The sequence below is a fragment of the Roseobacter sp. genome, assembly GCF_039970775.1.
In the GTDB taxonomy this organism is placed as follows: Bacteria; Pseudomonadota; Alphaproteobacteria; order Rhodobacterales; family Rhodobacteraceae; genus Roseobacter.
Map to the genome: position 1 here is coordinate 59,324 of NZ_JBDVLG010000005.1, position 25,214 is coordinate 84,537.

Below are 25,214 nucleotides of genomic sequence, written 5' to 3' on the forward strand. Positions count from 1 at the left end.
CGCAGCGCTGAAAAACGGCATATACGACTGATTTAGTTGCGAAAAGCCTGATTTAGGCGCGGGCTGTCACAGGAAAGACCAGCGGTGTGTGTCAATTTTATTTGACAATGCGCCGTGTAAGGCCGAAATTTGATGCACAGCAGTGACACTGCTTTGGGCCATCTCCGGTCTGCGGGTGTCAGTGGCTGTTTAGGTGGTGCCATGTCGCAGGATGATCAATCACAAATGCGCGGCCTTCAGCGCAATCGAACAAATGGTATGGGGGCCTTCGCCACCTCGGTTATTTCTGTGCTGCGCGACCGGCAAGTCGTTGGGCAAGATGGCGCGCGCACGTTTGTGTTGGATCACTTATTGCGGGCGATTTTGACGCGCGCGGCGTTTGACCCGGTGCTTTTGCTCGACGAGCTGTGTGGTTACCGGCTGGGGCTCGACGCGGTCATCGATCTTTATATTCCGCGAGCGTCTTGCGCGCTTGGCGACAAATGGGTGGCGGACGAGATCGGGTTCGCGGATGTGACCATTGGTGCGTTGCGGTTGCAGGCGCTGTTGGGCGAGGCCTCGGGCCAGTTGCATGTTGACCTGACCCCCGATGACGCCCGGCTGCGGGTGCTGGTTGTTTTACCGCAAGGAGAGCAGCACTTTTTGGGCGCCAGCGTCGTGTCGGCGCAACTGCGACGGCTGGGGTGTGAGGTCACGGTGTCTTTTGATGAAACCTTTGGCGCTTTGCAGGCGCGGGTGTTGGCAGAAAGCCCCAATCTTGTCATGATTTCATGCGCACGCCTCGAAACCCTTGAAACTGCCGCCGAGACGGTGCAAGTCATCCGTAGTTTGTTGATCCAGCAGCCAGTAATCGCGCTTGGGGGCGCTGTTCTGGCCGAGATCGATGATCCGAAGGAACAAACAGGCGTGGACATAGTGACAAGTACTGCAACGGATGCGGTGAACTTTTGCGCTCATCGCGGAAAAGCGTCGATTTCGATATGACAACCAGCGGCAATACCTTTTGGAGCAGCGGTGCTGTTCCACTTATTGAACCCGAATTTCTGAGCAGCATCATCGGTGCGGCATCGGATATCGCGCTCGTCATTTCGTCCGAAGGCATCATTTTGTCGGTGGTGTTGAACAAGCACAGCGATTCCTTTGGTAATCTCAAGCATTGGGAAGGCCGCCCGGTTGTTGACTTCCTGACCCGCGAGACCGCTCCCAAGTTTGAGGCCGCGCATGCAGGGTTCCTGCAGGGCGAGGTTCCGCACAGGCCGTTGGAATTGAACCACAGCGACAATGCGGTGTGGCAGTACCCCGTGCGCTACACATTTCACCGGTTTGGCCAAGAGGGCGCCGCACTTTTGTTAGGGCGTGATCTCCGCCCTATCGCGGAAACACAGCAACAACTGGTGCAGGCCCAGATCGCCCTAGAACAAGGCTACGAAGCGCGTCGGGAATTCGACGTTCGGTTCCGGGTGCTGTTGGCAAACACAGATGATGCGATCGTCTTTGTGTCGGTGCAATCTGGCCGCGTGGATGATGCCAATGAGGCGGCGGCGTCTTTGTTGGGGATCAAGCTGGATGCCCTGAAAGGCAGCGCCTTTGCGCAACAATTCTCTGAACGCTCGACGGTGGAACTTACCGAAAGCCTGATGAACGCGACCATGGCCGAAGACGGTGGGCGCGTGACCTTGCGCACGCAGAAAACCGCGCGCTCGGTGGTGATCAAACCCGTGGTCTTTCGGGCCGGTGGTCAGCGCGTTCTGATCTGCCGCATCACGGCCGATGGCGAAGCCGCCAAACCCGTCGATGACGCCGCCGATCGCGCGCTTGCCCTGTTCCGTGCCGGCAGTGACGCCATGGTTTTTCTGGACGGCCGGGGTGCTGTCACCTCTGTCAACGACAGCTTTCTGGATATCATCGGCGCGGCGCATTTATCGGATGTAATCGGGCGCAGCTTTGGCGATTTTCTGGGCCGGGGTCAGATAGATCTGGCGGTATTGACCGATCAGCCGCAACGGTCCGGGCCTATGCGGACCTACGCAACCAAGCTGGTCAATGATCTGGGCGCGCGGCTGTCGGTAGAGATTTCGGCGGCCAACCTCGAAGACAAGGGCGTGCCCGCCGTGGGGTGCGTCATCCGCGACGTGAGCCACGTCGAGGTCAACCGTCCTCATAGTGCGTCGGGCGCACCGGTTGCGGCGGAGCCCGCCCGCAATGTCATGGATCTTGTTGGGTCTGCTTCGCTCAAGGATATCGTGGCTGAAACCACGGATGTTGTTGAAAAGATGTGCATAGAAACAGCGGTGAACCTGACGAGCAATAACCGGGTAGCTGCCGCCGAGATGTTGGGCCTGTCGCGGCAAAGCCTTTACGTAAAGCTGCGCAAATACGGATTGCTGAGCAAAAACGGCTAACCTGCGCTGTCCTCTTGCGCCGACTCAATGTGTCATCCATAGTTGACACATGATTGTCACGCAAAACATACACTCACGCCGTTTTCCGGACCCCGCAGCCGCGCTGCGCCTCATCAAGCCGATCACCTGGTTTCCGCCGATGTGGGCGTATCTATGTGGCGTGATCTCCTCAGGGGTGGCGCCATCGGGGCAGTGGTGGGTGGTGATATTGGGCGTTATCCTGGCCGGGCCCATCGTCTGCGGCATGAGCCAAGCTGCAAATGACTGGTGTGACCGCCACGTCGACGCCATCAATGAACCTGACCGCCCGATCCCGTCGGGCCGTATTCCGGGACGGTGGGGTTTGTGGATCGCGCTGGCAATGTCGGTGGTGTCCTTGATCGTGGGGTGGCAATTCGGTCCGTGGGGTTTTGGCGCGACCATCATCGGGGTGCTGGCCGCGTGGGCCTATTCCGCCGAACCGGTCCGGTTGAAACGGTCCGGCATTTGGGGCCCCGGATTGGTTGGGTTTAGCTATGAAACCTTGCCGTGGTTCACCGGTGCCGCGATCCTCAGCGCGGGCGCGCCTACGTTCTATGTTATTACCGTGGCGGTGTTATATGGGGTCGGCGCGCATGGGATCATGACGTTGAACGACTTCAAAGCGCTGGAGGGCGACCGCCATACGGGGGTGAATTCGCTGCCTGTTGTGCTGGGGCCCGACCGCGCGGCCAAGGTGGCATGTACGGTGATGGCCGTCCCGCAAATGGCGGTGATTGCGGCGCTGATCTTGTGGGGCAAACCGTTGCACGCGGCCGGGGTCGCCGCAGTGCTGATCGTGCAGTTTTGGGCGATGACTGTGATGTTCAAAGACCCCAAAGCCAAAGCACCATGGTATAATGGCACGGGTGTATTGTTATACGTCAGCGGCATGATGATCACGGCCTTTGCGGTGCGGGGGCTGTCATGACGTTGGGTTGGCTGGCCATTGTACGGTTGGGGTTGGTGCAAATGTGTCTGGGCGCGATTGTCGTGCTGACGACCTCGACGCTAAACCGGTTGATGGTGGTGGAGCTGGCCTTGCCTGCGGTGTTGCCGGGGCTGTTGGTGGCGCTTCACTATGGCATTCAAATCACGCGACCCAACTGGGGGTTTCTGTCTGATACGGGCGGCCACCGCACCCGGTGGATCATTCTGGGCATGGGCGCGTTGGCGTTGGGTGCGATGGGGGCGGCCTACGGGGTTGTGGTTCTTGAAACGCGGTTCACCACGGGGTTGGTGATTTCGGTCGTGGCTTATGCGCTGATCGGGTTGGGGGTTGGGGCGTCGGGCACGTCGTTGCTGGCGCTGCTGGCCACGGCGACGGCACCGGCGCGCCGGGCCGCCGCGGCCACGATCACTTGGCTGATGATGATCGCAGGCATCGCGATCACCGCAGGCGTTGTTGGCGCGCTGCTTGACCCCTACGCGCCAGAGCTGTTGTTGCGGATCGTCGCAGCCGTAACTGGCGGCGCGTTTGTGCTGACGTGCCTTGCGGTTTTGGGCATCGAAGCCCGCGTTGATGCGGCACCCCAAGCGGCCCCCATGCCGTTCCGCGCCGGACTGGCCGAGATCTGGGCCGAACGCAAAGCCCGCAATTTCACGTTCTTTGTCTTTCTGTCGATGACCGCCTATTTCATGCAAGAACTCATCTTAGAACCTTACGCCGGTCTCGTGTTCGGGTTCACGCCGGGGCAATCCACGTCTTTATCGGGGGCGCAAAACGGTGGGGTGTTCATGGGCATGGTCCTTGTGGGCGTGATGTGCACCGGGTTCAAACGCGGCAGTCTGCGCGCATGGGTCGTCTTTGGGTGCTTGGGCTCTGCGGTGATGTTGGGCGGGCTTTGTGCGTTGGGGCAAACGGGCGGCGCGGCGCTTTTGGTGCCTGCGGTTCTGGGTTTGGGCTTTTTCAACGGTGTGTTTGCGGTCGCGGCGATCGGGTCAATGATGGCGCTGGCCGGGCAGGGACGCACGGACCGCGAAGGCACGCGCATGGGGTTGTGGGGTGCTGCACAGGCGATGGCTGCAGGGTTTGGCGGCCTGACCGGCGCCGCACTGGTTGACATTATGCGCCTGGGTGTCGGCCAGGATGCGGCCGCCTTCGGCACGGTGTTTCTCATCGAGGCGGGGCTCTTTGTGGCGTCTGCTCTCATGGCAGTGCGGGTCATGGACCGGCCACCGCTGCCACATAGATCTTTGGTTCCGGGAGAATAACCTATGTATGATGTCTTTATCGTAGGGGGCGGCCCGTCGGGGGCCACGGCTGCACTGGATCTGATGAATTCGGGCCACACCGTTGCGATGCTTGACCGGGACGGGCGGATCAAACCCTGTGGCGGCGCGATCCCCCCGCGTTTGATGCAGGATTTTGACATCAGTGATGCGCAATTGCTGGCCAAGGTGAACACCGCGCGGATGATCTCGCCCACCGGTCGGCACGTTGATATCCCTATCGAAAACGGGTTTGTCGGCATGGTGGATCGCAAAGATTTTGACCCGTTCTTGCGCGCGCGTGCGGTGGCCGCCGGGGCCGTTGGCCTGACAGGTACGTTTGTGCGGATCGAACGCAACGGGGGCACAACGACGGTGGTCTACCGTGACAAAACCACCGGCGAAGAACGCCGGGTGGAAACAAAACTGGTAATAGGCGCTGACGGCGCGCGGTCCAAGGTGGGCCGCGCCGAGGTGCCGGGCGGGGACAAGATCCCGTATGTTCTGGCCTACCACGAGATCATCAAGGCGCCGCCCAAATCGGCGGTATACAACCCGGTGCGGTGCGATGTGATCTACGACGGTGAGATTTCGCCCGATTTTTATGGTTGGATCTTCCCCCACGGTGACAGCGCAAGCGTCGGAATGGGCACGGAAAATTCATCGGTAGATCTCAAACGCGCGACCGCGGCCTTGCGCGCAAGCGCTGGCCTGACCGACTGCGAAACCCTGCGCCGTGAAGGCGCGCCCATCCCGTTAAAACCGCTTGATCGGTGGGACAATGGGCGCGACGTGGTGTTGGCGGGGGATGCCGCAGGGGTCGTTGCGCCATCGTCGGGCGAAGGCATTTATTATGCGATGGTCGGCGGGCGTGTCGCCGCAACGGCCTGTGCTGCTACGTTGGCATCGGGGCGCGCCAAAGACCTGCGTTTGGCCCGTAGCCTGTTTATGAAAGAACACAAAATGGTGTTCCGGGTGCTGGGGTCGATGCAAAACGCCTATTACCGCAGCGACGAACGGCGTGAACGGTTTGTATCACTGTGTCATGACATCGACGTGCAACGTCTGACATTCGAGGCCTATATGAACAAGAAACTGGTGCGCGCCCGGCCCATGGCGCATCTGAAAATCGGCATCAAGAACCTTGCGCATCTCAGCGGACTTGTGGCACCGACGCGTGTATGACGATCATGATCCCGGCCTGGGTAGACGGCACATTAACACCGGTTGAAAAGCTAGAAGCGCATGTCAAAGGGCTGCGTCACAAGGCGGTATCGGTGTTTGTGCTGCGCGGTGACGAGGTGCTGATGCAGCAGCGCGCCATGGGCAAATACCACACGCCGGGTTTGTGGGCGAACACCTGTTGCACGCACCCCGAATGGGATGAAGACCCGTTGACTTGCGCCATTCGCCGGCTCAACGAAGAGATCGGCGTGACCGGTTTGACGCCCACACACCGGCACCACCTTGAATACCGCGCCGATGTGGGCGGTGGTCTGACTGAACATGAGGTCGTTGATGTTTTTGTAGCCCACGCGCCGGATGATCTGACGGTTAACGCCGATCCCGACGAGGTGATGGCTGTGTCATGGGTTGCGTTTGATGACTTGCGCGCGCAGGTCGACAGCACGCCTGACAAATTCACACCGTGGTTGCAGATCTATCTGCGCGATCATGGCGAGGTGATTTTTCAAGGTCTCGGGGCCACGGCGCGGTAGGTCGTCCCTTTTATTGGGCAGATTTCTGACATGACCAACACCTTGGTCTCATAGACATTCGCGCGCGAGGGGCTGAAATTAGGTATGTTAGGCGAACTATACCTTTAGGGAGGAACTCAGATGGCATGGTCAAAACCGGTTATTCGTGAAATCGAATGTGGCATGGAAATCAACATGTACGGCCCCGACGGCGAACGCGACAGCGACGGCGGCGATTTGTTCTAAAACGATTTGGCGCGGAGCGTTTGCATGACATTCCGCGCTCATATTCTAGGTGCAGCGGCGGGCGGTGGTCTGCCGCAGTGGAATTGTGGGTGCCAAAACTGCAATCTGGCGCGGGCGGGGGATATTCCGGCTCAGTCGCAGTCGTCTGTTGCGTTTTCGGCCACCGGCACCGACTGGGCGATCATCAACGCATCGCCCGATATTCGCGACCAAATGGCGCGAGCGCGGGCTTTGCACCCGACGGATTTGCGCAAATCGCCCGTGCGGTCGGTCTTGCTGACCAATGGTGACATCGACCATGTTGCGGGTCTTTTGACCCTGCGCGAACAGCAGGCGTTTACACTGTTTGCCACCGCTGAAATCCATCAGATTATCGCGGATAACCCTATTTTCAATGCGCTAAACCCCGCGTTTGTAACCCGAACGTCGGTTGTGCTGGACGAACCCTTTGACCTTGTTGCCGGGGTGTCGGCGCGCCTGATTGCGGTGCCGGGCAAGGTGCCGCTGTACCTTGAAGGCGCAACGGTGCAAACGGATCTGGTGGGCGAACAAACCGTGGGCGTGCAGCTTGAGGCGGCAGGCAAACGGGTCTTCTACGTTCCCGGCTGTGCGGCCCTGCGACCTGCTCTAAAGGCGCGCGTTGAGGGGGCCGATATGGTGCTGTTTGATGGCACCTTGTGGCAAGACGATGAAATGGTGCGCGCAGGGTTAAGCCAAAAGACCGGCCAACGCATGGGGCATATGTCGATGTCCGGCGCCGATGGGTCGATTGCCGCGTTTGGCGGGGTGCAGATCGCGCAGAAGGTCTTTGTGCATATGAACAACACCAACCCTGTATTACGTCCGGGATCTGCCGAAAAGGCGATTGCAGAGCAGGCGGGTTGGACCATTGCCCAAGACGGCATGGAGCTAGAGATATGACAGCCACCGCCGCAGAATTCGAACGTCGGTTGCGCCAAATCGGGGCAGAGCGGTATCACGACAAACATCCGTTTCACGACCTGTTGCATTCGGGCGGGTGCACACCAGATCAAGTCCGCGCGTGGGTGATTAACCGCTATTATTATCAGGCGCAGATCCCAATCAAAGATGCCGCCTTCATGAGCCGCGTCCAAGATCCGGCCCTGCGCCGGGCGTGGCGTTCGCGTATCGAAGATCATGACGGCACCACCGAAAACGAAGGCGGGATCGCACGGTGGTTGCGGTTGGCCGATGCGGTCGGGCTAGACCGCCACTACGTCGCCAGCACGCAGGGTGTGTTGCCCGCGACCAAATTCGCGGTGGATGCGTATGTGCGGTTTGTGCGCGATAAAACCTTGCTCGAAGCGGTTGCGGCGTCATTGACCGAACTATTTGCGCCAAAAATCCACGCGGCCCGTATCGAAGGTCTGCTGGCCAACTATGATTTTGCCGATGACAGCAGCCTGTCCTATTTTCGCAATCGGTTGACCGAAGCGCCCAAGGATGTGGCTTTTGGGTTGGCTTGGGTCTTGGACCACGCAGACACCGCCGAAAAACAAGATGCCGCGGCGGCAGCGTTGATATTCAAGACAGATGTGTTGTGGGCGCAACTGGATGCGTTGCACGCAGCCTATGTCGCACCGGGCCGGATCTCGCCGGGGGGCTGGCAACCGGATACCTATTTGACCACCGGGCGTGTGCCGTCATGATTGCGCAAGACGCCATCCCTGTCCTGCCTCGTGGGGTGCGGTTGCACGAGGACAAGGTGCGCGGCGGGTGGGTGTTGCTGGCCCCTGAACGCACCATTGATCTGGATCCCATCGGTTTGGCTATCCTGACGGAAATCGACGGGGCGTGCCCTTTTGGCGTGCTGGTGGGGGCGCTTGCGGACAAATACGACGCCCCAATAGAGCAGATCAGGGGCGATGTTGATACGTTCCTGACCGGGTTGGCGAACCGTCGTTTTCTGGATCTGATGTAATGGCACACCCCCCGCCCCCCATCGCGATGCTCGCAGAGCTGACCTACCGTTGCCCGCTGTCGTGCCCCTATTGTTCCAACCCGGTGGAGATGGCCAAAAAGGACAGCGAACTAAATACCCAAACATGGGCGGATGTGTTTGATCAGGCAGCCAAATTAGGGGTGTTGCAGTTGCATCTGTCGGGCGGCGAACCTGCATCCCGCCGCGATCTGGTGGAGCTCGTGCGGGCGGCGCGAAAGGCGGGGCTTTATACCAACCTGATCACGTCGGCCATTGGGCTGACTGAACGGCGTTTGGCCGAACTGGACGCCGCCGGGCTTGACCATATTCAGCTGTCGTTGCAGGGCACAGACGCCGAAATGGCAGACCGCATTGGCGGGTATAAGGGCGGTTTTCAACGCAAAATGCAGGCCGCGCACTGGATCGTCGAGGCGGGCTTTCCCCTGACGTTGAACGCGGTGTTGCACCGTCAAAACCTGCACCAACTGCCGCAAGCAATTGAAATGGCCGTGGCGATGAAAGCACGCCGGATGGAAGTCGCCGTGGTGCAGTTTCACGGCTGGGCCTTGCTCAACCGCGCCGGGTTGATGCCCACCCGCGCCCAGGCCCAAGAGGCCAACGAGATCGTTGCGCAGGCCCGTGAACGTCTGAAGGGCGTGATGGTCATCGACTATGTGCCTGCAGATTATCACAGTGATTACCCCAAACGATGTATGGGAGGTTGGGGTACGACGGGACTGAATATCACGCCCGATGGTACGGTGTTGCCGTGCCATGCGGCACAGACCATCCCGTCGTTGGTGTTCGACACTGTGGCGGACAAATCGTTGTCGGATATTTGGTATCACGGGGCCGCGTTTCAGGCCTATCGCGGGGAAGACTGGATGCAGGAACCCTGCAGGTCATGCGATCGTCGGACGTTGGATTTTGGCGGGTGCAGATGTCAGGCGATGGCGGTGGCGGGGGATGCGTCTGCGACCGACCCGGTGTGCATCAAATCGCCGTTTCATCAAAAGATGATCGAATTAGCAGACGGCTATGCGCAGGGTGACGCGGCGGATCTTACCTACCGCAAAAGCCCCTAAACGTCGCGGGTTTCGGCGTTGAAAAGGTCACCCAAAAGCGCCCGAAGGCGGTTTTTGTCAAGGGGTTTTGACACCAGATCCAACCCTAGTTCTTTGCAGGTGTCACGCAGGGATTTTGTCCGTTCGGCCGAAATAATCGCAGTGGGAACCCCCCCGTAACGCGCTGTAATATCTTGGTAAAGCGCCGTACCTGTGTGCCCCGCCCCCAAATGATAGTCTATCAACAACGCATCGGGCACCAGTTCGATGTCTTGCAAAATATCAAGCGCCTCTTGCGCGTTGTTGGCATGGATGACCGTGGTCCCGAACCCTTCGATCATGGCGATCGTGGCCTCGGCCAACTGCGGGTTGTCTTCGACCAACATCAACAGGCGATCGGGCAGGCCTTTTGGTTGCGTGGTATGGGTGCCGCCTTGGGCGAATTTTTGCGGCGATACGTCGTGGTGGATCGGCACGCTCAGGGAAAAACAGCTGCCCAGCCCCGGTTCGGACCACAGGCTAAACGGGTGATCGAGACCTTTGCAGGCTTGCTCGACGATCGACAGCCCCAGCCCCAAACCGGTATCGGCGGTGGTGGGGGACAGGCGTTCAAATTCGCGGAATATGGTTTGTTGATCGCTATGGGCAATGCCGCATCCGGTGTCCCAGACCTCAATCCGGGCCGACAGCCCGACCCGGCGCACCCCCACCAAAACCCGGCCCTGATCGGTATAACGGATCGCGTTGGTCAGCAGGTTTTGAACGATGCGCCGCAGGTACCCTGGATCGCTTTGGACCATCAACGCGGTGTCAACAACCCGTAGCTCGATACCCTTTTGTTGGGTCAAAGGCATCAGCTCGTTGCGCAGGGGCACAAAGATCTGCGACAAATGCAACGGCTGCACGTCAAACACCGCCTTGCCCGCATCAAGTTTGGAAATATCCAACAGGGACCCGATGAAATGCTCGACACTGCTCAGCGCCATTTCTGCCTTGTCGGTGATGCTTTTGGCGCTGTCGCGGCTGGTCTGATCTGCCAGTGAGGACAGGAACAATTTCGCAGCAGACAGCGGTTGCAACAAATCATGGCTGGCGGCGGCCACAAACCGGGATTTGGACGCATTCGCACGTTCCGCTTCGGCCAGCGCCAGACCCAGTTCACGGGTGCGGTCGTCAACGCGTTGCTCCAAGAGTTCGTTCATTTCAAATAACCTGCGGGCGGAGGCACGTTCTGCCGTTACATCCGAGAAACTGATCACAAACCCTTTGTCGGGCATTTCCTGCGCAAAGACAGAAAAAACCTCCCTGTCGCCGCGCAGCACCTCAAACGTAATGGGGGCGCGTTTGGTGAGGCTGTTGGCCCAATCGCGCAGTCGGGTGGCATCCATGCGTGCGTCAAACGTTAGCTCCTTGCGGAGCCATTGCAGCAGGGTGTCAAAGCTCATGCCAGCTGCGGACGCTTGCGGTGCCGATGTAAAAAGCCCGTCCATCCGGGTGTTCCAGCCCACCAACGTCTGCGCGCTGTCAAAGATGCACACGCCTTGGTTCAGGTGGTCCAGCGTGGCTTGTAAAATTTCGGCCTGTTTGTCGCGCATTTTAGCGCGTTCTTGCCGTTCGCGTCGGATGATCGTCGTGACTTCTGTTTGCAAAATCACGGTGCCGCCCTGCGAGGTGCGGTGTTCGCTGACCTGCAACCACCGGTCCCATTTCAGGCGCACGTTAAAGACCACGTGATCATCGCCGTGGTGGCTCAACCGGTGCGCGATCCAGTCGGCGGGCGTCTGACCTTGGGGCAGCGCAAGATAGCGGCTGCCCGAGATCAGCGCGACATAGGCCTCAAAGCTGAGCCCAGTGACCAGCCGGTCTGTGACATCCGACAAATCGCGGCAAAACCGACTGTTGGACAGGACCAACCCATCGTCGGCATCAAACAGCGCAAACCCTTCGTTGATGGTCTCAATCGCTTCGGTCAGGTTTGATTGCGCGGTCGCGGTTTCTTTGTTCGCGATCTCTAACCGGGTGTTGGATTCCTGCAAAAGATCCAGCGCGCGTTCCAGATCATCGGTGCGCTCGCGGACCTCAGATTCCAACAATGCCGCACGTTCGAATTGTTGGTAGGCAAACCCCGATTGTTCGCTCTTTTGTTCGACCCGGCGCATCATCGAGCGGGCGATCAACAACAGCTTTTCGTTTTGCCGTTCAATCGTGTCACTGGGATTGATCAGGGACATTAGCGTTTTCTATCAGGGGCATAGATCGCGACGCCGCTCATTGTGTGGTTCACATGCAAGGGGCCGATTTGTTCGCCGTAGGTCGAAAACCCGGTAACGTTATGGCGCGCAAGGATATCCGATAAATCGCGGGTCATCTGGGTTTGTTCGGCCTCGATCCGGCGCAGGATACAGTCACACCCAATGATATGCGCCGGCGCGCCATTGTCCGATAGCTCCGCCATCTTGCGGGTCAGGTGATCCACCATGTTTTGGGGCGTGGCCGTCGTCAGCACCATGCCTTCGTCGATGGCGGAAAAGAAAACAAGGTCACCGTCATCATTGACCTGTCGAATGGCGCGCACATGGTGGGTCCCGCCGATGCGCACCACCACCGGGTGCGACGCAAAAGTAAACCGATCCAGCTGGTTTGGGTCTTTGCCCATGATCCGCGCGTATTCCGGGGCTGCGGGTTCTGCATTGATGGATTTGACGATGCGCCGGGCAGGGTCTGCATCTGTCACAACCATCTGTTTTTCGGTGGGGACAAGATGGTCGAGGCTGAACACATGGGTGCGATATGCGCTGCAAAACAACGTCAACACGGCGGCGTTTCTTGCGACTTTGCCGTTTAGGGATACCAGTGTTTTCTGGAACCCCATGCCGTCCCCCGCCGACCCGCCAAAAAGCGGCATATCACGCAGCGCCGGAGATATCGCAGCCGTCAGCGCGTCTTCGGCCAGTGACAGCCCATCGACGACCAGCAGGGCAAATCCATTGGGCATGTCCCTGTTTTGCTTTTGCAATTTCACCCGCTCTAGCACGAGACGGTCCACAAGCGGCTGCGGGGTAAGCTGGTCGATATCTTCGATCATCAACGATGTCGTGGCAAACCCCACCGCCGGAAAACCCACCGCGATGATCTGGTTTTCGTCATACCCGCACGCGCCGATTTCGCCCGCGGTGCTGCACGCCACAACATCCGTATCCGGGTAGGCGTGCTGCGCTTGGGCGACCACGGCGTCGAAATCTGCCGCAGGCGAAATGAACAGCGTCAGAAGGCTGAGGTCTTGGTCGCCAAAGTCACGTTTGATCTGCGCAACCGGGCAGGGATCGGTGGCCGGAACCTGTGCTGTCAGCACAATTGGGCGCACCACTGGGTCCGCCACAGTCTCCGTTGGACTTGGTTCGACATCTGTCAACATGTTCGCAACTCCCCCTCCCAAAGGATATTGCGGTTACGTATCGCTTGGCGAAACGCTCGAAAAGCGGGTGTTCTGCGCGACCAAAACGGCCTGTGTGCGGCTCTGAACACCAAGCTTGCGCATGATAGCCGTGACATGCGCCTTCACGGTAGTCTCTGCGATCGTCAAATCAAAAGCAATTTGTTTGTTCAACTTCCCCTCGCAAATCAGCTCTAGGATGCGTGCTTGTTGGTTGGTCAGGGAAGACAACCGAGACACGGTGTCGTCGTGGCCGCTCTGCGCTCTGCCCTCAACATACCCGCTTGGCTTGTAAATTTCGTTCCGTTCGATGTGCTCGAGCGCGTCCTTGAAAACGCTACGCGGGCTATGTTTGGGCACGAACCCGGCCGCACCCGCCACAATTGCGGCGCTGATAATGGAGTTGTCCGTCATCGAAGACACAATCACGACGGGCGTTTTTGCGACCTGCCGTTTGAGCCGGATCAACCCGTCTAGCCCATCAACATCCGGCAAGTTCAGATCAAGGATCACCAAACCGGGCGCGTTGTTCTCGTGCAAAAGAGCCAGCGCGCTTTCCAGCGAATTGGCGGTTTTGACCGTGCGGTAGTCAACGATCGACTTAAGCGTCAGCTCTAGCGCATCACAAAAGAGCGGGTGATCATCAACAACCAGCGCCCAGCTTTGCGGCGGCATGGGCGCGTGGGGCGCGGTTTTATTTGCTGGATTTGATATCATAAAGACATGCTACGCCGACTTTGGCCTTTGGGTCACTTGTCAAAAGGTCTTGGGTACAGAAAAACGCGCGACACCTCAAAGAGTGCCGCGCGTTGGGGTCATCCAACAGATGGGTCCGGTTTAGTTCGCGGCCAGTTGTTTGGGCAGCTTGAAGGTCCAAAGCAGACCCCCCTGATTGAGGTAGTTCACCTTTTTGGCGACCTCACCGCCCCAAAGCGGCACAGCCCCGCCCCAGCCAGAGATTACCGTGACGTATTGTTCGCCGTCTTGGTCCCACGTGACGGGCTGGCCAATAACGCCTGACCCGGTCTGGAACGACCACAGTTGTTCGCCGGTTTCATCGTCAAATGCGATAAATTCGCCTTCGGGCGTGCCGGTAAAGACAAGCCCCCCCGCCGTGGTCATGACACCGCCCCAAAGTGGCGCGTTGTTCTTGAATTCCCACTTCACAGTGCCGGTATCGGGGTCAATCGCCTTTAGGCTGCCGATGTGGTCGTCATAGTTTGGTTTGATGGTGAACCCCGACCCCAGATAGGCGGCGCCTTTTTTGTACGAGATCGGCTCGTTCCAGATGTCCATGCCCCATTCGTTGGAGGGCACGTAAAACAACCCGGTCTTGGGGCTGTGGGCCATCGGCATCCAGTTCTTGCCACCCAAGAACGACGGCGACGTAAAGACAATCTCGCCTTTCTTGCCATCTGCGGCGTTGGTCGGGTCACCGGGGCGGTTGCCTTCAGAAAAGATGGGTCGGCCGGTCTCGTCGATGCCTTCGGCCCAGTTGATGTCTTTGACAAAGGGCACCGCCGAAACAAATGCGCCATCTTCGCGGTTCAGGACATAAAAGAACCCGTTGCGGTCAGCTGTGGCGAACCGCTTGTTGCCGGTGCGGTCGGCGTAGGCGACGACCTCGTTCACGCCGTCATAATCCCATCCTTCGCGTGGGGTGGTCTGGTAGTGCCACTTGATTTCACCGGTGGCCGGATCAATGCCAATGCGCGACGCGGCATAAAGGTTGTCGCCGGTGTTGCCCTCTTTTGGCGTGCCTGCATCCCGCAGGTGGCTGTTCCAGGGGGCGGGGTTGCCAGTGCCAAACACCAATGTGTCGGTGTCGGCGTCATAGGACCCGCCCAACCATGTGGCCCCGCCGCCGGTTTTCCACATATCGCCCGGCCATGTGGCGTTCAGCGTGCCGGTCATGGTGCTGTCTTCACCGTTCAACGTGCCCATGTGGCCCTCGATAACCGGGCGGGTCCAGACCATATCGCCGGTTTCGGCACTGCGCGCCTGCACTTCGCCAACGATCCCAAATTCGCCGCCCGAATTGCCCGTGATAATCAACCCGTCCACGATCAACGGCGCGGCGGTATAGCTATAGCCTGCTTTGTAATCGGCGATCTTTTTGTTCCAGACCACGTCGCCGGTCTTTTGGTTCAACGCGACGATGCGCGCGTCGAGCGTACCGAAATAGATGTTATCGCCGTAGATCGCAGCACCGCGGTTCACCACGTCACAACACGGCAAGATCCCTTCGGGCAGGCGGGCGTCATACTGCCACAGCTCTTTGCCCGTCATCACGTCGATAGCGTACATGCGGCTGTAAGACCCGGTGATATACATCACCCCGTCATGCACAATCGGTTGGGTTTCCTGACCGCGTTGTTTTTCACCGCCAAGGCTGAAGGCCCAAGCCGGTTGCAGGTTTTTGACGTTGTCTTTGTTCAGGATCTCCAGCGGCGAATGGCGTTGAAGATGGCGCCCCATTCCGTTGGTCAGCACGTCTGCCGTTGATGCGGCGTCATTGGCAAGCATGTCTTCTGTAACGCCACCCGCCTGCGCGCCGGTGAACGCGGTGCTTGCCATGAGGCCCGCTGATACCGCTATGATAAACCTATTCATGGTGTTTTCTCCTCCCAGAGCCCTGTCGGTGGGCATGTCTCAAACGGCCACCACACGCAGATTTTGTGCGGTGGGCCCCACGGGTAGTATTCTGCCAAGCGGGGATTCACGGTATTGAACAATGGTCGTAAGAGGCGTGGCACATCTGAATGTGCCCGGTGTTTGCGCCACAGCGTCTAACGGGTTTGCCCTCCACGCAGGCGCGCGCGCGCGGGAGTGTACCCCCACACGGCCACCAGCGTGAACACCCCTGCCGCCAGCGCTGTCCAGACCAACGCGGGCCCATTGAACGTCAGATACAGCGCAAAACGGATTAGTTCGACCGCATGGGTAAACGGGTTGAGCGCGCAAATCTTATACAACAGCACAGAGCTTTCGGCCATTTTCCACAGGGGATAGAGAGCCGAGGACATGAAAAACATCGGGAAGATCACAAAGTTCATCACCCCTGCGAAATTCTCGAGCTGGCGGATGAAACTGGACAACACCAACCCCAACGCACCCAACATCAACCCTGCCACAACAAGCGCAGGCAGCACCATCAGATAGCCCATCAACGGCACCACAATGCCAAAGCACGCGGCGATCGCCAAAAACGCATACACCTGCAAAACAGAGATCATAGTCGACGCCACGAGCTTGCAAAACAGCAACCACCACCGTGGCAGGGGGCTGGTCAGCAGCACCTTCATCGAGCCCATCTCGCGGTCGTAGACAAGGCTCAGCGAAGACTGCATGCCATTGAACAACACGATCATGCCGCACAGGCCGGGCACGATGTAGGTCTCGTAGGTGATATAGGTTTGATAGGGCGGGATAATGCTAAGGCCAAGGGCGGCCCGAAACCCCGCAGCAAACACCAAAAGCCAAACAAGCGGGCGAACCAAGGCTGCGATAAACCGTTCGCGTTGGTGAATGAAGCGCAAGGCTTCGCGGGTCACGATGGCGCTAAGCGACGTCAGATAGGCGTTCATACGGGCCGGACCGATGGGGATGTCAGGGCAAGGAATGTGTCTTTTAGGGGCTGGCCCGCGCGTATGTCGTGGGCGGTGCCGGCCGCCAGTACTTTGGCGTCGTGCAAGATCACCAAGTCGTCGTTGTCTTGCACTTCGTCCGTCAGATGGGTGGCCCAAACGACGGTTGTGCCCGCGTCGGCCAAACGGTGCACATGATCGGTAATATCGGCACGCGCGGCGGCATCCAGACCCACGGTGGGTTCATCCAACAACAACACCTCGGGCGCGTGAAGCAAGGCCCGGGCGATCTCGGCGCGGCGTTTGTGCCCGCCATTCAGGGCGCGCGCTTTTTCGCCTGCGCGGTCGGCCATACCAAGGCGATCTAGCGCGGCCTCAATACGCCGCGCGGCATCGCGGCCCGAAATGCCGTGAAGCGCCGCAAAATACGCGAGGTTTTGATAGACGCTGAGGTCAAGATCGAGCGTGCTTTGTTGGAACACGATGCCGAGTTTGGCCAATGCCGCGCGCGGATGGGTCGCCAGATCATGGCCCGCGATGTGAATGCGGCCTTTAGGTGTGGTCAACAGCCGTGTCAGCACCGCAACTAACGTCGATTTCCCCGCGCCGTTGGGGCCCAGCACCGCACAAAACCGGCCTGCGTTTACGTCAAAACTAACCCCGTCCAGCGCTGTTTTGGCGCCATAAGAAAACCCCAAGTCTGAAACGCTCAGACCCATCATTCAATAGTGATTTCAATGCGTTGCGTTTCACCTGTAGAGCCGGGTATTTTCATATGATAGCGGCCCGGTTTGATCGCCAGAAACCCGATCTCCATTTCGCCGGCTTCGTCAAATTCAACGCTGTCCAGACCAAGAGGTCTGATCTCCAACCCCTCCACCACGATCTCATCCACCCAGATTGCGCGGAAAAATTCGGGGCCGACCAACGCCAGCTCTTGCGAGCCATCGCCAATGATTTCAAATTCGTAGTACGTACCTGATTTTAGGGTCCAAGGGCCCTGCGTAATCGGCTCTCCTGCGGACAGCGTGATGGGGGGCAGATCTTGCTTGTTTTTGCCCGATAGCACCCCCGCCGCACCAAACCCATCGGCGTTGGCCGCCCCCCCAAAGACCAAGGAGGCGACCAACGCACAGGGCATCAGATATTTCGAAACAACAGCCGTCATGTAAAACCTCATTTGGTAGGTTAGGGTCGAAAGGCTGCCCCCCACGGGAACCGTCCGACTTTGATGGATTTGAGCGCCTTTCGCGTGGCCACATCGATGACCGTCACGTCCCCCGACACGCCGTTGGTCGTAAAGAGCTGCGATTTGTCGGCGTTGAACGCCATATGCCAGACCCGCCGACCGACCAGAATATAGGTCTCTACGTCGTAGGTCGTCGCGTTTACCACCGCGATATGGTTGGACGGGCCCAACGCCACAAAGGCGTGGGTGTCATCGGCGGAAAATTCAAACCCCACCGGTTGCACGCGGTCCGGGTGCACGCCTTGCACGTCAAATTCGATCTTGGCCAGTTCCGATTGGGTCGCGGTGTCAAACACCGTCAATGTGCCGCCGATCTCAGAACTGACCCACATTTGGCTGCCATCCTTGGCAAATTCGGCGTGGCGTGGGCGGCTGTCGACAAGGGTATTGGCAAAAAGCGCCTGCGTGGAGGTGTCGATCCAATGCGCCATATTGGTGGTCTCAGAGGTGGTGATCGCGATTTTACCATCGGGGGAAACGGCCATGCCTTCGGGTTCAACACCCACGTCTATTTGCGCCACGACTTTGCGGGTTTGGGTGTTGACCACGGTGGTGATCGCATCGTCTTCGTTGGCGATATAAAGATGCGTGTCGTCGGGGTGCAGCACGAATTGCTCGGGGTCTTCGCCCGAGGGCAGATCATGCAGGATTTCACCGGTGTTGGGGTCCATCACTTGCACCGCGTCACTGTCAGAGGCGCAGATATAGACGCGGGAATAATCCTTGGAAAACGTGATGCCGCGCGGGCGTTCGCCAGTGGCATAGGTGTGAACCACCTCAAGCGTATCGGTATCGATCACTGATACGGTGTCGTCTTTTTCGTTGGTCACCCAGATTTGCCCGGCGTGCCCCGCAGATGCGATCAGCGCACAGGCCGTGGCCGAAACCAAAACGTTGAAAAGAGGTGTCATTGGAATGCCTCGCATGTGCTTTCGGGACGGTCCAGCCCAAGGCTGTCGAGCTCGTTGATCTGATGCAGAAACCCCTCAAGTGGCGCTTGGGCGACGAGGGCGCGGGGGTGCACAATGGCGATGGGTTGGCGCAATTGCCCGTTCCAAGTGCGATATGTCAGCGGGCGACCTTTGAACCCTGCCAGTTCAAACCTGTCTGACAAAATATAACGGCGCAGGGTCGCGGCGTCGTTTGCACCGGTGCGGGTCATGGCTTCGCCCAAGGTGCGCATTGCGGCCCACGCGGCGTAATCCAAACCCGTCATATCGCGGGCATGCTGCTGCTCAAAGCGGCTTTGCAATTGGCTGGCGCCCCATTGTTCGATCACCGGCGACCAGGTGCGCGCCGATACCCCTTCGGACCCCACAACAGGCCGCGCGGCCCATGTATTATACAAAACATAGCGGCCGAAATCATGCACCTCATCCGCGATGATCAGGGCGTCATAATCCCCAAAGCTCTGGGTAAAAAGCGGGATCTCCTGAGACGCCGTGCGCCGCATATCGGCATTTGCATCCCAGTCTTTCTCATCAGACAACGTCAGGCCGAACTTGCGCAAAGACGCGCGCATCGCAGTGGCATAGGCCGTATCTGCGGGGTGGGGTCCGGTGATCATCACCAGATCGGTCCAGCGTTTTTTGACCAACATCTGTGCCAAAGCGTCCGTGCGCATCGCGTCTGACGGAAGACTGTGCAACACATTCGCGCGGCAGGCCGTATCGCGCAGGGACACATCGCCAGCCGAAACATTGAACACAATCGCGCCCTTGGCTTCGGGCAAATCCGCAATGGCCAGCAGGGTCTCCACCGGTGCATCCAGAATGAGAAACGGCGAGGTCGCCAACATGTTGCGAGCGGCGGCTAGTACGTCTGCGTCTTGGGGCACGTGCGCTGTGGCCAAATGATACCGTTGGCCCAGAAATTTGCCGGTGGTTTGGTTGTCTTGCAACCCGGTCTGCGCGCCGGCCAACCCGTTGTTTTGCGGAATTGGGTCAAGGTTCGACAGGGTCGGGGCCACGGGGGCCGTGACACGTAGGTACCCGACATCAAGGGAGATATCGGCCCGCGCCATTGTGCACGTCAGACACAGTGCCATCATCGCGAGGGTTCGGAGTATGTCAGGCCCAATCATAGCGCGAGGCTAACAAGCGCGGCGCATAGCGTCGAATTAGACTTTGGTCGGAAACGGGGGGTGACCGCAACCAAAGTCCAATACCCCGCGCCAAGACTGCTGGACTACAAACGAGACAACACAGCACCTAGGGAGGGCACGCATGTCACGCAAATCTATCGGGGCCTTGTTGACGGCGGGGGTCATGTTGGGATCCGGCTCGGGTGTTTTGGCGCATGGGGACGTCGCACCGCAGCCTGTGGATACCGCGGGTTTGCCGGTCACGGGTGAGGATTGGTTGATCGAAAATCCGTACCGCGCCGACAAGGTTGGCGATGAGATCTGGACCAAAGCGATCGAGATTGGGGCATCTGGCTACAACCAAAATTGCGCGCGATGTCATGGGCTTGAGGTTGTCTCAGGGGGGTTGGCCCCGGATTTGCGATACCTAGAGGCCGAGGAATACGGTGACGAATGGTACGCAGAACGGTTCCGCGTTGGGTACACCCAAAATGGGACAACAAAGATGCCAGCTTTTGGTGATTTGCTGGGGCAAGATGCGGCATGGGCCATCCGCACCTACATCGAAACCCGCCCCGACGGCGACGCGATGGCGCAGGTGTCCCAAGAGCTAAAAGAGATACGTGACGCATTGGCGGGCTATGCCACCGACGCAACGGGTGCCGACCCTGACGCGCTGGTGGCGCGGTTGGCAGACATCGCCGAAGGGATCGATACGCTGTCAGGCGCGCCTGTCGCCGATTCCGTTGCGTTTCGTGCGGCCAAACAAATAGACGGGACACCGGCCGCCTATAAATCGGCCGCCGAAACCCTGACGGTCGGGCTTTCCGCCACTCAATAGGATCAGAACGCTGCGCTATTTTCGACCCCTTCTTGGCGGCCTGTTGGGCCTGTTTGTTGCAACACAGGTGCAGGCGGCGGACCCGTGCGTCGACCACGTGCCGCAACCCAAACCGCAAAATGTGGGCCGTGATAGTGTCGGCCAAGACATGGACACCCTTCAGGATCAGGGGCACATGTTGTTCGCGGTTTACGAAGACTACCCGCCCTACAGTTGGCAAGACGCCGGTCACCCGCGCGGCGTAGATATTGAAATCGCACGTCTTATTGCGGAGGATCTGGGTGTTGAGGCGCGGTTCAATTTTGTCGCGTCGGGCGAGAACCTAGAAGCGGATCTGCGCAACAACATCTGGAAAGGCGCGCTGATCGGTGGGCGGGTGTCGAATGTGATGATGCGGGTGCCATATAACAGTGCGTTCAAATGCCGGGTAGAACAGGTTGTGTTCACGGGCCAATACGCTGCGGAATCGATTGCGATTGCCTATGATGTGGCCCGTTATCCAGACGAAAAACCTGTACCTGCGTATTTTCGGTTTGACCCGGTTGCCGTCGAAAACGATTCAATCGCGGATTTTTACCTGTCGTCGTTTGCGGGGGGTCAACTGGCGGGCAAGGTCCAGCGGTTCCCTGATATGAAGGGCGCGATGGCCGCGCTTGGCAGTGGTGCGACCATGGCTGCAATGGGCCCGCGCGGGCAGTTGGAACATGCCATGGATGAGGATGTCGCCGTGCATCAGCCGCCTCTTGCAGGATTCGCGGTTAGCAAATGGACACTGGGTGTCGCCGTTAATTTCAGGTATCGTCCGCTTTCCTATGCCGTTGATGATGCGGTGAATTTTGCCCTGCAAGATGGCCGAATCGCAGAGATTTACGCGCGCTATGGGCTGACATTTCAGCCACCAGAACGTTGATCTAAGACTTTTGTCTTACACATTTGGTCCAATGGTGTGTTGCATGGCGTCTTTCTAGATTGATCGCGTGACCAAGGGGGGCCGCGATGAACCTGAGCGATAGCAAAACGATAAATGCAGATGTTCAAACGGTGTGGGCGGCATTGCTAGACCCGGAGGTTCTCAGGGCGTGTGTACCCGGTTGCACCGAGATGGCGGGTTCTGCGTCGCAGGGCTTTACCGCAACGGTGGTCCAAAAGGTTGGCCCGGTAAAGGCCACGTTCAAAGGCACGGTCCGGCTGAGCGATGTGACCCCGTCTCACAGCCTAACAATGTCGGGTGAAGGCAAAGGGGGCGCTGCGGGGTTTGCCAAAGGCGGCGCGGCCGTTCGGCTGGAACCGCAGGGCGACGCCACGGTTTTGCATTATGATGTCGACGCCAAAGTGGGCGGTAAACTGGCCCAGTTGGGCAGCCGGATCATCGATGGGTTTGCCAAAAAGATGGCCGACGCGTTTTTCAGCACCTTTTCAGACACCGTGGGTGCGCCGCAGCCCAACGTCGAGGCGCCAACAGACCCAAACAAGAAAAAGGGATGGCTGAGCGGGCTTACGAAATGATGCGCGCCATTGGACACATCCTAGACCAGAATTCAAAGGGAGGAATTTCATGACAACCGTGACGATGACGATCAACGGAAAGACCGTTTCAGGCGATATAGAGGGCAACACCTTGCTGTCCTCATTCTTGCGCGAGGACCTGCAACTCACCGGGACCCACATTGGCTGTGATACGTCGCAATGTGGTGCATGTGTTGTGCATGTGGATGGCAAGCCGGTTAAGTCTTGCACGATGTTTGCCGCCGAAGCGGAGGGTGCGGATGTCGCCACGATCGAGGGACAGGCCAACAGCGACGGCTCTTTGAATGTGGTCCAACAGGCGTTTCAGGATCATCACGGGTTGCAATGCGGGTTTTGCACCCCCGGCATGGTGATGACGACCGTCGCGTTGTTGAAGGAAAACCCCAAACCGACCGAGGCGGAGGTGCGCGAACACCTGGAGGGCAACATCTGCCGCTGCACCGGATACCACAACATTGTCAAAGCGATCCTGGCGGCGTCCGGGCAAGATGTATCTGCCATCGCGGCGGAATAAAACGAGACAAAAGGGAGGATATAACATGCCCAAAGATGATGGCATTGGTGCCGCAACGCTGCGCCGCGAAGACGTTCGATTTTTGGCAGGGGATGGCCAGTACACCGACGATATCAAACTATTTGGCCAAACGGCTGCGGTGTTTGCCCGCTCGACCGTGGCCAATGGTGTGATCAAAAGCATCGACACCGGTGCCGCAGCCGCGATGCCGGGTGTGTTGGCGATCTTCACCGGTGAGGATTTTGTCGAAGTGGGGGGGAACCCTGCGGGCTGGCTGATCAATTCGCGCGATGGCGAACCGATGAAAGAGCCCAAGCGCCCGGTGTTGGCCCATGGCAAAGTGCGCCATGTCGGCGATGCATATGCCGCCGTGATTGCCGAAACCGTAGAGCAAGCGCGCAATGCCGTCGAGGCGATTGAGGCTGATATTGAGGAACTGCCCGCGGTCACCAACATGGCAGACGCGCTGTCGGGTACGAATTTTGTGCATGATGAGATAGGCACGAACCAGTGTTTCGATTGGGGGTGGATCGAAGACAACCGCGCCGCCACGGACGCCGCCATCAAGGGCGCGCACCATGTCACCACGTTGAACTTGGTCAACAATCGGCTGGTGCCCAACGCAATGGAACCACGGTGTTCTCTCGCGCAATACAATAAATCCACCGATGACTACGTGTTGCACACGACATCGCAAAACCCGCACCTGACGCGGTTGCTGATTTCGGCGTTTGTGTTGGGTATCCCAGAGAACAAACTGACGGTGATTGCGCCTGATGTTGGGGGGGGATTTGGCTCGAAAATCTACCACTACGGCGAAGAGGCGCTGGTGCTGGCGGCTGCCAAAAAGCTAGGCCGTCCGGTTAAATGGACAGCGGATCGCACTGAGGCGTTTTTGACCGACGCACATGGCCGCGACCATGTGACCAAGATCGAACTGGCGTTGGATGCCGAAGGTAACTTTCTTGCGTTCCGCACCGAAACCATGGCCAATGTGGGTGCCTATCTGTCGAACTTTTCGACCGCGACGCCGACCTTTTTGCATGGCACCTTGATGGCGGGAAATTACACAGTTCCGAATGTTTATGTGAACGTTAAGGCCGTGTTTACCAACACCGCCCCCGTGGATGCGTACCGTGGGGCAGGGCGGCCAGAGGCGACGTATTCGCTCGAACGGGTCATTGATAAGGCGGCGCGGGAAATCGGGATGGACCCGATTGCGTTGCGGCGCAAAAACTTCGTGAAGCCGGACCAATACCCTTTTGCCTCGGCGGCAGGGCTTGAATACGACAGCGGCAATTACGACGCACTGATGGATAAGATGGAAGAGATCGCCGACGTTGCGGGTTTCGCGGCGCGGCGCAGCACATCAGAGGCCAAAGGTCTGCTGCGCGGGTTCGGCGTGAACGCCTATATCGAGGCGTGCGGCATCGCGCCATCGAACCTTGTGGGGGTTTTGGGGTCGCGTGTCGGGCTATATGATGCCGCCACCGTGCGGGTGAACGCGACGGGCAATTTGTCGGTGATGGTCGGGGCCCACAGTCACGGGCAGGGTCACGAGACGGCCTTTCCGCAGGTGGTCGCCGAGATGTTGGGCATTGATGCGGCGTCCATCGACATTGTGCATGGTGACACGTCAAAAATCCCGTTTGGCATGGGCACCTATGGGTCGCGGTCCTTGGCGGTGTGTGGATCAGCGGTGGTGCGCGCCACCGAGAAGGTGATCGACAAGGCCAAGAAAATCGCGGGGCATATGCTCGAAGCCTCCGACACGGATATCGAGCTAAAAGACGGTGTTTTCTGCGTCGCAGGCACCGACAAAAGCGTGTCGTTCGGGGAGGTCGCGCTAAAGGCCTACATCCCGCATGAATTCCCGCTTGAAGACATTGAACCCGGCTTGGAAGAAACCGCGTTTTACGACCCGGCCAATTTCACCTACCCCTCCGGGGCCTATGCCTGCGAGGTCGAGATCGACCCCGACACCGGAAAGGTCCGCGTGGACAGGTTCACTGCGGTTGACGATTTTGGCAATGTTATCAACCCAATGATCGTAACCGGGCAGGTGCATGGCGGGTTGGGTCAAGGCATTGGGCAGGCGTTGCTGGAGCACACGACCTATGATGACACCGGCCAATTGCTAAGCGCATCCTACATGGATTACGCCATGCCGCGTGCAGATGACCTGCCGTTTTACAACGTGGATCACAGCCAAGGCACCCCGTGCACGCACAACCCGCTTGGCGTCAAAGGGTGTGGCGAGGCCGGCGCGATTGGGTCACCCCCAACGGTGGTCAATGCGGTGCTGGATGCGCTGCAATCGGGAGGCAAAAACGTCGCTCATATTGATATGCCGTTGACCCCGCACCGGGTGTGGTCGGCCATGAAGAACGCTTGAAAGGA

At 58.7% G+C, this 25,214-nt stretch carries 25 protein-coding genes; 16 read left to right on the forward strand and 9 right to left on the reverse strand.

Annotated features, from left to right (window positions below):
* Positions 1–201 precede the first annotated feature (201 nt).
* The 11 genes from ABJH13_RS01045 (at position 202) to pqqE (ending at position 9,601) form a co-directional block, all read left to right on the forward strand.
* Positions 202–984: a hypothetical protein gene (locus tag ABJH13_RS01045; protein ID WP_348404355.1), complete on the forward strand. Its 783-nt coding sequence runs from the start codon at positions 202–204 to the stop codon at positions 982–984.
* Positions 981–2,402, forward strand: coding sequence for a transcriptional regulator PpsR (gene ppsR, locus ABJH13_RS01050; RefSeq protein ID WP_348404356.1), 1,422 nt, complete (start codon positions 981–983; stop codon positions 2,400–2,402). The genes ABJH13_RS01045 and ppsR overlap by 4 nt, the downstream gene beginning before the upstream one ends.
* Before the next feature lie 49 nt (positions 2,403–2,451).
* On the forward strand, positions 2,452–3,351 hold the full coding sequence (gene chlG, locus ABJH13_RS01055; protein ID WP_348404357.1) for a chlorophyll synthase ChlG: 900 nt from the start codon (positions 2,452–2,454) through the stop codon (positions 3,349–3,351).
* The gene (locus tag ABJH13_RS01060) at positions 3,348–4,634 is read left to right on the forward strand and encodes a BCD family MFS transporter (RefSeq protein ID WP_348404358.1); all 1,287 of its coding nucleotides are present in this window, start codon (positions 3,348–3,350) and stop codon (positions 4,632–4,634) included. The genes chlG and ABJH13_RS01060 overlap by 4 nt, the downstream gene beginning before the upstream one ends.
* Before the next feature lie 3 nt (positions 4,635–4,637).
* The gene (locus ABJH13_RS01065) at positions 4,638–5,816 is read left to right on the forward strand and encodes a geranylgeranyl diphosphate reductase (RefSeq protein WP_348404359.1); all 1,179 of its coding nucleotides are present in this window, start codon (positions 4,638–4,640) and stop codon (positions 5,814–5,816) included.
* Positions 5,813–6,349 (forward strand): isopentenyl-diphosphate delta-isomerase, encoded by a 537-nt coding sequence (gene idi, locus ABJH13_RS01070; protein ID WP_348404360.1) that lies wholly within the window; start codon positions 5,813–5,815, stop codon positions 6,347–6,349. Before ABJH13_RS01065 ends, idi begins: the two co-directional genes overlap by 4 nt.
* A gap of 120 nt (positions 6,350–6,469) precedes the next feature.
* On the forward strand, positions 6,470–6,574 hold the full coding sequence (gene pqqA, locus ABJH13_RS01075; RefSeq protein ID WP_348404361.1) for a pyrroloquinoline quinone precursor peptide PqqA: 105 nt from the start codon (positions 6,470–6,472) through the stop codon (positions 6,572–6,574).
* Positions 6,575–6,598: 24 nt separating this feature from the next.
* On the forward strand, positions 6,599–7,495 hold the full coding sequence (gene pqqB / locus ABJH13_RS01080; protein ID WP_348404362.1) for a pyrroloquinoline quinone biosynthesis protein PqqB: 897 nt from the start codon (positions 6,599–6,601) through the stop codon (positions 7,493–7,495).
* Positions 7,492–8,244, forward strand: coding sequence for a pyrroloquinoline-quinone synthase PqqC (gene pqqC / locus ABJH13_RS01085; protein ID WP_348404363.1), 753 nt, complete (start codon positions 7,492–7,494; stop codon positions 8,242–8,244). The genes pqqB and pqqC overlap by 4 nt, the downstream gene beginning before the upstream one ends.
* The gene (gene pqqD / locus ABJH13_RS01090; RefSeq protein ID WP_348404364.1) at positions 8,241–8,516 is read left to right on the forward strand and encodes a pyrroloquinoline quinone biosynthesis peptide chaperone PqqD; all 276 of its coding nucleotides are present in this window, start codon (positions 8,241–8,243) and stop codon (positions 8,514–8,516) included. The genes pqqC and pqqD overlap by 4 nt, the downstream gene beginning before the upstream one ends.
* On the forward strand, positions 8,516–9,601 hold the full coding sequence (gene pqqE / locus ABJH13_RS01095; protein WP_348404365.1) for a pyrroloquinoline quinone biosynthesis protein PqqE: 1,086 nt from the start codon (positions 8,516–8,518) through the stop codon (positions 9,599–9,601). Before pqqD ends, pqqE begins: the two co-directional genes overlap by 1 nt.
* Here the strand turns inward: pqqE and ABJH13_RS01100 are convergent.
* The 9 genes from ABJH13_RS01100 to ABJH13_RS01140 form a co-directional block, all read right to left on the reverse strand.
* On the reverse strand, positions 9,598–11,811 hold the full coding sequence (locus ABJH13_RS01100) for a PAS-domain containing protein (RefSeq protein WP_348404366.1): 2,214 nt from the start codon (positions 11,809–11,811) through the stop codon (positions 9,598–9,600). The genes pqqE and ABJH13_RS01100 overlap by 4 nt on opposite strands.
* Entirely contained in the window at positions 11,811–12,995 is a 1,185-nt protein-coding gene (locus tag ABJH13_RS01105; RefSeq protein ID WP_348404367.1) for an FIST N-terminal domain-containing protein, read from the reverse strand. The genes ABJH13_RS01100 and ABJH13_RS01105 overlap by 1 nt, the downstream gene beginning before the upstream one ends.
* A gap of 33 nt (positions 12,996–13,028) precedes the next feature.
* On the reverse strand, positions 13,029–13,730 hold the full coding sequence (locus ABJH13_RS01110) for a response regulator transcription factor (protein WP_348404368.1): 702 nt from the start codon (positions 13,728–13,730) through the stop codon (positions 13,029–13,031).
* A gap of 120 nt (positions 13,731–13,850) precedes the next feature.
* Positions 13,851–15,626, reverse strand: coding sequence for a PQQ-dependent methanol/ethanol family dehydrogenase (locus tag ABJH13_RS01115; protein WP_348404369.1), 1,776 nt, complete (start codon positions 15,624–15,626; stop codon positions 13,851–13,853).
* A 176-nt stretch (positions 15,627–15,802) separates the two neighbouring features.
* On the reverse strand, positions 15,803–16,600 hold the full coding sequence (locus tag ABJH13_RS01120) for an ABC transporter permease (RefSeq protein WP_348404370.1): 798 nt from the start codon (positions 16,598–16,600) through the stop codon (positions 15,803–15,805).
* Positions 16,597–17,322 (reverse strand): ABC transporter ATP-binding protein, encoded by a 726-nt coding sequence (locus ABJH13_RS01125; protein WP_348404371.1) that lies wholly within the window; start codon positions 17,320–17,322, stop codon positions 16,597–16,599. Before ABJH13_RS01125 ends, ABJH13_RS01120 begins: the two co-directional genes overlap by 4 nt.
* Positions 17,319–17,741, reverse strand: coding sequence for a hypothetical protein (locus ABJH13_RS01130; RefSeq protein ID WP_348404388.1), 423 nt, complete (start codon positions 17,739–17,741; stop codon positions 17,319–17,321). Before ABJH13_RS01130 ends, ABJH13_RS01125 begins: the two co-directional genes overlap by 4 nt.
* Before the next feature lie 47 nt (positions 17,742–17,788).
* Positions 17,789–18,760, reverse strand: coding sequence for a YVTN family beta-propeller repeat protein (locus tag ABJH13_RS01135; RefSeq protein WP_348404372.1), 972 nt, complete (start codon positions 18,758–18,760; stop codon positions 17,789–17,791).
* On the reverse strand, positions 18,757–19,932 hold the full coding sequence (locus tag ABJH13_RS01140; protein WP_348404373.1) for an ABC transporter substrate-binding protein: 1,176 nt from the start codon (positions 19,930–19,932) through the stop codon (positions 18,757–18,759). Before ABJH13_RS01140 ends, ABJH13_RS01135 begins: the two co-directional genes overlap by 4 nt.
* Before the next feature lie 184 nt (positions 19,933–20,116).
* On the opposite strand from ABJH13_RS01140, the gene pedF reads away from it, so the two are divergent.
* The 5 genes from pedF (at position 20,117) to ABJH13_RS01165 (ending at position 25,209) form a co-directional block, all read left to right on the forward strand.
* Positions 20,117–20,773, forward strand: a complete 657-nt coding sequence (gene pedF / locus ABJH13_RS01145) for a cytochrome c-550 PedF (RefSeq protein ID WP_348404389.1) — start codon at positions 20,117–20,119, stop codon at positions 20,771–20,773.
* Between the two features lie 43 nt (positions 20,774–20,816).
* Positions 20,817–21,683: a transporter substrate-binding domain-containing protein gene (locus ABJH13_RS01150; RefSeq protein ID WP_348404374.1), complete on the forward strand. Its 867-nt coding sequence runs from the start codon at positions 20,817–20,819 to the stop codon at positions 21,681–21,683.
* Between the two features lie 86 nt (positions 21,684–21,769).
* Positions 21,770–22,279: a carbon monoxide dehydrogenase subunit G gene (locus ABJH13_RS01155; protein WP_348404375.1), complete on the forward strand. Its 510-nt coding sequence runs from the start codon at positions 21,770–21,772 to the stop codon at positions 22,277–22,279.
* Positions 22,280–22,328: 49 nt separating this feature from the next.
* A complete protein-coding gene (locus ABJH13_RS01160; RefSeq protein ID WP_348404376.1) occupies positions 22,329–22,814 on the forward strand; it encodes a (2Fe-2S)-binding protein in 486 nt (161 codons plus the stop codon).
* Between the two features lie 25 nt (positions 22,815–22,839).
* Positions 22,840–25,209 (forward strand): xanthine dehydrogenase family protein molybdopterin-binding subunit, encoded by a 2,370-nt coding sequence (locus tag ABJH13_RS01165; protein ID WP_348404377.1) that lies wholly within the window; start codon positions 22,840–22,842, stop codon positions 25,207–25,209.
* Positions 25,210–25,214 lie beyond the last annotated feature (5 nt).